This is a genomic window from Delftia sp. JD2, assembly GCF_001682645.1.
Classification (GTDB): domain Bacteria; phylum Pseudomonadota; class Gammaproteobacteria; order Burkholderiales; family Burkholderiaceae_C; genus Comamonas; species Comamonas acidovorans.
Genome location: NZ_LFJT01000114.1, coordinates 1 through 7,174, shown reverse-complemented (window position 1 = coordinate 7,174; position 7,174 = coordinate 1). Strand labels below are relative to the sequence as shown.

Sequence of the window (7,174 nt, the reverse complement as noted above, 5' to 3'; positions counted from 1 at the left end):
CCGGCGCGCACTGCGCGCCAGCCACAGGGCGCTGCCCAGGCCCGTGGCCAGCAGCCATGCAGCCAAGGCCAGGCCCAGCCACCAGCGCATCAGGCCCAGCGCCAGGGCGGCCATCAGCGTGGCACCTGTGGCGGCCAGCAAGGGCACGAACAGGCGCAGGTACAGGCTGTCCAGCGCATCCACGTCGGCCGTCAGCCGCTGCAGCAGGCGCGCGGGCCGCAGGCGCAGGCTCAGGGCGGCGGCGGGCGTGGCCCAGCTGCGCAGCAGCCGCTCGCGCAGGGCGGCCAGCACGGCCAGGGTGGCGTCATGGGTGACCAGCCGTTCGGCATAGCGCGTGCCCGTGCGGCCCAGGGCCAGCAGGCGGATGCCGGCCGAGGGCATGAAGACGTCGAAGACGATGGCCGTGGCCGGCAGCAGCCCGGCCAGCGCCGTGGCCGTGATGAACCAGCCCGACAGGCCCAGCAGCGCCATGCCCATGAGCACCGTGAGCAGGGCCAGCAGCGCGCCACCCAGCCACAGGCGCCGGGGCGCCATGCGCGCCAGGGCGGCAAGCACGGGCCGGAGGGTGGAGCGGGGCTTCATGCGGCCAGCTCCTGCGGGGCGGCATGGCCCGCCAGCTCCACCACGCGGTGCATAGCGGCGGCCAGTTCGGCATCGTGGGTGGCGACGATCAGCGTGCGCCCGCGTGCCAGCTGCAGCAGGGCATCGGTGACCTGGGCGGCCGTGGCCAGGTCCAGGTGGGCCGTGGGTTCATCGACCAGCAGCAGGCCTGCATCGCGCGACAAGGCCAGACGCGCCAGTGCCAGGCGCACGATCTCCCCGCCCGACAGGCCGGCTCCGCCCTCGCCCAGCGTGGCGCCGGCCCGGGTCTCGGCCAGCTTGCCCAGCCCGGCCAGCCGCAGGGCCTGGCGCAGTTCGCCGAAGGTGAATCCCGGGCGGCCCAGCCGGAGGTTTTCGGCCACCGAGCCGGCGAACACATGGGGGCTCTGCCCCATCCAGGCCATGCGCGCGCGCAGCCGGCCGGCCGTTTCGCCGTCGAGCAGCTGGCCGTCGATATGGATGCGCCCAGGCTCGGCCACAGGCAGCAGGCCAGCAATCTGCGCCAGCAGCAGCGACTTGCCGCTGCCGCTGGGGCTCCACAGCGCCACATGCTCGCCAGGCCGCACGTCCAGCGTGAGCGCCGGCAGCGTGACCGCGCCGCCTGGCGCCTGGGGCCGCACCTGCTCCAGGTGCAGGGCGCAGGCCTGGCCGGCCGCCCTGCCGGGCGCAGCCAATGCGCCGGGCAGCGGCTGCGCATCGCGGCCCAGCTCGCCCAGGGCCTGCAGTGCGGCCTCGCCGCTGGCGCGGTCGTGCCAGACGGCAGACAGCTCACGCAGGGGATCGAAGAAGCTGGGCGCCAGCAGCAGCACGAACAGCGCCTGGCCCAGGCTCAGTGTCTGGCCCCAACTGCCAAACGGCAGATGGCCCAGCAGGTGAAAGCCCACGTAGACGGCCACCATGGCCACGCCCAGGGCCGAGAACAGCTCCAGCACCGCAGAGGACAGAAAGGCGATGCGCAGCACGCGCATGCTGCGTTCGCGCAGCGATTCGGCATTGGCGCGCAGCCGCTGCGCCGTGGCATCCACCGCGCCCAGGGCGCGCAGGGTGGACAGGCCGCGCAGCCGGTCGAGCAGGAAGGCGTTCATGCCGCCCAGCTCCACCATCTGCGCCTGGCTGGCCGCCTTGGCGCGCCAGCCGACGATGGCCATGAACAGCGGGATCAGCGGTGCGGCCACCACCAGGATCAGAGCCACCACCCAGCTCTGGCTGGCCACGGCCAGCGCAATCACCAGCGGCACGGTGCGCACGCGCCACATGGCGGTCTGGTAGCGCGACAGCCAGGGCACGATGGCCTCGGCCTGCTCGGCCATGGCGCTGGCCGCCTGGCCCGAGGCCGCGCGCTGGCGGTCCAGCGGCGAGGTGCCCGCCAGCGTGCGCAGCACCTGCATTCGCAGCGCGCTCACCAGGCTGCGCGCCTGCAGATTGGCGCGGCGCGTGCCGCTGGCATCGCACCAGGCGCGCAATCCGCCCAGCAGTGCCACGCCTGCCGCAAGCTGCCACAGTGGCCACAGCGGCTCCACGCCCGCGCCCGCGCCATCGGCCATGGACTGCACGGCCAGCGCCAGCAGCAGCGCCTGGGGCAGCCACAGCAGCGAGGCCAGCACCAGGCGCCCCGTACCCGCCATCGGACGACGCGCCAGCTGGTGGAACTCAGGCAATGACGGGGTACAAGGTTTGTTCATTTATTCTGTAATTTCAGTATTTACTGAAATTACGCAAAGAATTCTAAACAAACTTGCTCCAGGCAAGTCGCTCGTAGGGGGAAGCCGAGTGAAGCAGTCAAGCGTGCGCAAGGGGTTCTGCGCAAACAACTTCGAGAACCGGTCCCGCACAGCGTGGGTAATACCCAAAGAAAACGGCGCCCGAAGGCGCCGTCTGGCAGGGTAGGAGAAGAGCCCGTCCTGGGCTCCCCGACCTTACGGGGTGGACAGCAGGCGGTCGCGCGCCTGGTTGTATTCGCGCTTGAGACGCTCCACCAGCTCGCCCGCACCCGTGACTTCGCGGATGGCGCCAATGCCCTGGCCGCAGCCCCAGATGTCCTTCCAGGCCTTCTTGGCGTCGCCGCCGAAGTTCATCTTGCTGGGGTCCGACTCGGGCAGGTTGTCGGGGTCCAGGCCTGCCGCACGGATGGACGGCGCCAGGTAGTTGCCGTGCACGCCCGTGAACAGGTTGCTGTAGACGATGTCGTCGGAGGTGCCGTCCACGATGGCCTGCTTGTAGGCGTCGTGCGCACGCGCCTCATGCGTGGCAATGAAGGCCGAGCCGATATAGGCGAAGTCCGCACCCATGGCCTGGGCCGCGAGGATGGCACCGCCCGAGGCGATGGAGCCCGACAGCGCCACGGGGCCGTCGAACCATTCGCGGATTTCCTGGATCAGCGCGAACGGGCTCTTGACACCCGCATGGCCGCCCGCGCCCGCCGCCACGGCGATCAGGCCGTCGGCCCCCTTTTCGATGGCCTTGTGCGCGAACTTGTTGTTGATGATGTCGTGCAGCACCACGCCGCCCCAGCTGTGCACGGCCTGGTTCACGTCCTCGCGCGCACCCAGGCTGGTGATGACGATGGGCACCTTGTACTTGGCGCACATCTGCATGTCGTGCTCGAGCCGGTCATTGCTCTTGTGCACGATCTGGTTGATGGCGAACGGCGCCGAGGGCCGGTCCGGATGGGCCTTGTCCCAGGCGGCCAGGGTCTCGGTGATCTCGGCCAGCCAGTCTTCGAGCTGCTCGGCCGGGCGCGCGTTGAGCGCGGGCATGGAGCCCACGATGCCGGCCTGGCACTGGGCGATCACGAGCTTGGGGTTGCTGATGATGAACAGCGGCGAGCCGATCACTGGCAGGGCCAGTTTCTTCAGCGCCGGGGGAAGCTTGGACATGCGTTGTCTCCGTTGGTTCTCGGTGTCTTTGTCTGCGTTGTGCCGTGCGGGAGCGCCGGGTCAGAAGGCGTCCATGGGCAGTGCCATCACGCTGTCGCCGCCGTGCACGATGGCATCGCGCAGGCCCGCCGCCTTGACGAGGATGTGCTCGGCATAAAAGCGTGCCGTCGCAATCTTCGCGCGCATGAAGGCCGCGTCCTGTCCCTTGTGCAACAGCTGCTCGGCCGCCAGCAGGGCGCGGCCCATCTGCCAGCCTGCGACGAGGTTGCCCGCCAGCATCAGGTAGGGAACGCTGCCGGCGTACACGGCATTGGGCTCGGCCTTGGCCTGGCCCGAGACGAAGTGCACCGCCTCCACGAAGGCCTGGCGCGCGGCGGCCAGCTGGCGGGCCACGGCCAGTGCCTCGGGCGTGCCGCTGGCGGCCAGCTCGGCCTCGGTCTTCTCGATCTGGCCCGCAATGGCCAGCGCGGTCTGGCCGCCATCGCGCGCCGTCTTGCGGCCCACCAGGTCATTGGCCTGGATGGCGGTCGTGCCTTCGTAGATGGTCAGGATCTTGGCGTCGCGGTAGTACTGGGCGGCGCCCGTCTCCTCGATGAAGCCCATGCCGCCGTGCACCTGCACGCCCAGGCTGGTGACTTCCAGGCTCATCTCGGTGCTGTAGCCCTTGACCAGGGGCACCATGAATTCATAGAAGGCCGCATTGGCCTCGCGCACCTGGGCGTCGGCATGGTGGTGGGACGCATCGTAGGCGGCAGCGGCTGTGGCCGCCATGGCGCGGCAACCTTCGGTGTAGGCACGCATGGTCATGAGCATGCGGCGCACATCAGGGTGGTGGATGATGGTGGCGCTGGCCTTCACGCTGCCGTCCACGGGGCGGCTTTGCACACGCTCGCGGGCATAGGCCACGGCGTGCTGGTAGGCGCGCTCGGCCACGGCAATGCCCTGCACGCCCACGGCGTAGCGGGCCGCGTTCATCATGATGAACATGTATTCGAGGCCGCGGTTTTCCTCGCCCACCAGGTAACCGATGGCCCCGCCGTTGTCGCCATACTGCAGCACGGCCGTGGGCGAGGCCTTGATGCCCATCTTGTGCTCGATGCTCACGCAGTGCACATCGTTGCGCGCGCCCAGCGAGCCATCCTTGTTGACCAGGAACTTGGGCACCACGAACAGGCTGATGCCCTTGACGCCCTCGGGCGCCCCGGCCACGCGGGCCAGCACCAGATGGACGATGTTCTCGGCCATGTCGTGCTCGCCATAGGTGATGAAGATCTTGGTGCCGAAGACCTTGTAGCTGCCATCGGGCTGCGGATCGGCCTTGGTGCGCACCAGGGCCAGGTCGGAGCCGGCCTGGGGCTCGGTCAGGTTCATGGTGCCGGTCCACTCGCCGGTCACCAGCTTCTCGAGATAGGTGGCCTTGAGCTCATCGCTGCCCGCCGTCAGCAGGGCCTCGATGGCGCCGTCGGTCAGCAGCGGGCACAGCGCAAAGCTCAGGTTGCCGCTGTTGAGCATTTCCACACAGGCCGCGCCAATCGTCTTGGGCAGGCCCTGGCCGCCAAAATCCTGCGGATGCTGCAGGCCCTGCCAGCCGCCTTCGGCGTACTGGCGAAAGGCCTGCTTGAAGCCCGCCGTGGTGGTGACCACGCCGTCCTTGAGGCTGGAAGGCGCCACGTCGCCCGGCAGGTTCAGAGGTGCCACCACGCCTTCGCACAGCTTGGCGCATTCCTCCAGCACGGCCTGGGCCGTCTCCAGGCCAGCCTCCTCGAAACCGGGCAACTGCGCCACCTGGTCGATCTGCGCCAGATGCTCCATGGCGAACAGCATGTCTTTGAGGGGAGCCGAGTAAGTCATTGTTGAACCTTCCTGAACAGAGCCTGGACCGCCGGCGCGCAGCGCGCGGCGACCTGGGACAGCGGGCACGCCGCCACGGCACTACTGCATTGCAGCGTTATTGCGTGACGCGGCCCGATGCGTTGACGATGGACAAATCCACGAATTTCGAGCCCGCCTGCGAGCCCGGACGATAGGTAACCCAGTAGCCGCCCAGATCGAAGGCGTCCAGGCCGCGCAGCGAAGCGGCCAGCTTGTCGCGCGTCAGCGGCTGGGTGCGGCGCATGGCCTCCACGATGACGCGGGCGTTCACATAGCCTTCCATCATGGCGTAGCTGACCGGCACGGTCAGCGACTTGCCGGCAGCGGTGGCCGCGTCCCTGAACTCCTTGTTCAGGCGCATGGTCACCTTGTAGGGACTGGGCACGACCTGGGCAATGGACAGGCCGCTCATGAACTCCACGGGCAGGCGCTTGGCCAGTTGCTCGATATCGGCTTCGGACGTGGCGTAGATCTGGGCCGTGCCACCCGCCATGCGGTACGCCTCGACGAAGGCCGAGGTCACGGGGCTGGAGGCCACCACCATCACGGCCTGCGCCGAAGGCTGGGCCTTTTGCAACTGGGAAACGGCCTTGTCCATGGCGCCCTTGCCCGTGCTCAGCGAGGCGCTGACCACCAGCTTGGCCTTGGAAGGTGCAATCGCCTTGTCCACGAGTTCCGCCACGGCCTTGGCATCCGGGCGTTCGTCATGCAGCAGGGCCAGGCGCGTAATGCCCACGGTGGCCAGGTGCGAGGCGATCTTGGCCATTTCCTCGGGCAGGTTGGCGCGCGTGCTGAAGATCTGGGGATTGCTCAGCACCCGCGTGTCCGTGCTCTGGTAGCCCACGAGGGAGATCTGCGACTGGTCGAGCAGCTTGCTGTCCAGCAGCGCCGCCATGTTGCGGTTGCCGAAGTAGCCGGCCAGCACCACGGGCTTGGACTCGTCCAGCAGCTTGCGGGTCTTGTCCACGGTTTCCTCGGGGTGGCCCACATCGTCCACGGTGACCAGTTGCACGGGCTGGCCCTGCACGCCGCCGGCCTTGTTGATCTGGTCGAAGTACAGGCGCATGCCCTGGGCATAGGCACGGCCCTGCGTCGCACCGGCTCCCGACATGGGTGCCACCTGCCCCACCACCCAGGCATTGGCCTCGGCGGCCAGCGCCATGGCGCCACAGACAAAGGCCACGGCCGTGCGGGCCAGGCGCAAGCGCATCATCTTCATTTCAATCTCCCTCTCGGTTCATGCCATCGCCAGCACCGGCTGGCGGCCAAGTCCGTTGTTGTAGTCGGTGGTGCGCGCCGTGACCAGCGGACCATCCCGGAATCCATGACGGAAAAAGAGGGGCCTGTGCCCCTCATTTTTCAGCTTCAGCCGCTTACAGCGCCTGCACCAGTTCCGGCACGGCCTGGAACAGGTCGGCCTCCAGGCCGTAGTCGGCCACCGAGAAGATCGGTGCCTCGGGGTCCTTGTTGATCGCCACGATCACCTTGGAGTCCTTCATGCCGGCCAAATGCTGGATGGCGCCCGAGATGCCCAGGGCGATGTACAGCTGCGGCGCGACGATCTTGCCGGTCTGGCCGACCTGCAGGTCATTGGGCGCATAGCCCGCATCCACCGCTGCGCGCGAAGCGCCGATGGCGGCACCCAGCTTGTCGGCCAGGGGGGTGATGACTTCCTGGAACTTCTCGCTGCTGCCCAGCGCGCGACCGCCGGAGACGATGATCTTGGCGGCCGTCAGTTCCGGGCGGTCGTTCTTGGTGACCTCGCGGCCCACGAAGCTGCTCTTGCCGTTGTCGCCAGCGGCGGCCAGCTGCTCCACCTGGGCGCT

Annotated in this window: 5 protein-coding genes and 1 pseudogene; all 6 read right to left on the bottom strand. The window is 68.7% G+C overall.

Features of this window, described 5'->3' with window-relative positions; translation table 11 throughout:
• Positions 1 to 582, bottom strand: a pseudogene (locus ACM14_RS29860) (ABC transporter ATP-binding protein); the annotation flags it as partial.
• Entirely contained in the window at positions 579 to 2,225 is a 1,647-nt protein-coding gene (gene cydD / locus ACM14_RS29855) for a thiol reductant ABC exporter subunit CydD (protein ID WP_065348143.1), read from the bottom strand. The gene cydD and the pseudogene ACM14_RS29860, both read right to left, overlap by 4 nt.
• Before the next feature lie 291 nt (positions 2,226 to 2,516).
• Positions 2,517 to 3,476 carry a nitronate monooxygenase family protein gene (locus ACM14_RS29850; RefSeq protein WP_012204314.1) on the bottom strand — a complete coding sequence of 320 codons (960 nt, stop codon included), beginning with the start codon at positions 3,474 to 3,476 and terminating at the stop codon, positions 2,517 to 2,519.
• A gap of 60 nt (positions 3,477 to 3,536) precedes the next feature.
• Entirely contained in the window at positions 3,537 to 5,327 is a 1,791-nt protein-coding gene (locus ACM14_RS29845; RefSeq protein WP_065348142.1) for an acyl-CoA dehydrogenase, read from the bottom strand.
• Positions 5,328 to 5,424: 97 nt separating this feature from the next.
• On the bottom strand, positions 5,425 to 6,567 hold the full coding sequence (locus ACM14_RS29840; protein ID WP_013803458.1) for an ABC transporter substrate-binding protein: 1,143 nt from the start codon (positions 6,565 to 6,567) through the stop codon (positions 5,425 to 5,427).
• A 154-nt stretch (positions 6,568 to 6,721) separates the two neighbouring features.
• A partial coding sequence (locus ACM14_RS29835) for an electron transfer flavoprotein subunit alpha/FixB family protein (RefSeq protein ID WP_217491974.1) occupies positions 6,722 to 7,174 on the bottom strand: 453 nt, incomplete at its 5' end.

What these genes read in the sequence shown, in the direction of transcription:
- cydD (WP_065348143.1), bottom strand. Translation starts at nt 2,225, where the DNA reads ATGGCGGGTACGGGGCGCCTGGTGCTGGCCTCGCTGCTGTGGCTGCCC.
- ACM14_RS29850 (WP_012204314.1), bottom strand. Translation starts at nt 3,476, where the DNA reads ATGTCCAAGCTTCCCCCGGCGCTGAAGAAACTGGCCCTGCCAGTGATC.
- ACM14_RS29845 (WP_065348142.1), bottom strand. Translation starts at nt 5,327, where the DNA reads ATGACTTACTCGGCTCCCCTCAAAGACATGCTGTTCGCCATGGAGCAT.
- ACM14_RS29840 (WP_013803458.1), bottom strand. Translation starts at nt 6,567, where the DNA reads ATGAAGATGATGCGCTTGCGCCTGGCCCGCACGGCCGTGGCCTTTGTC.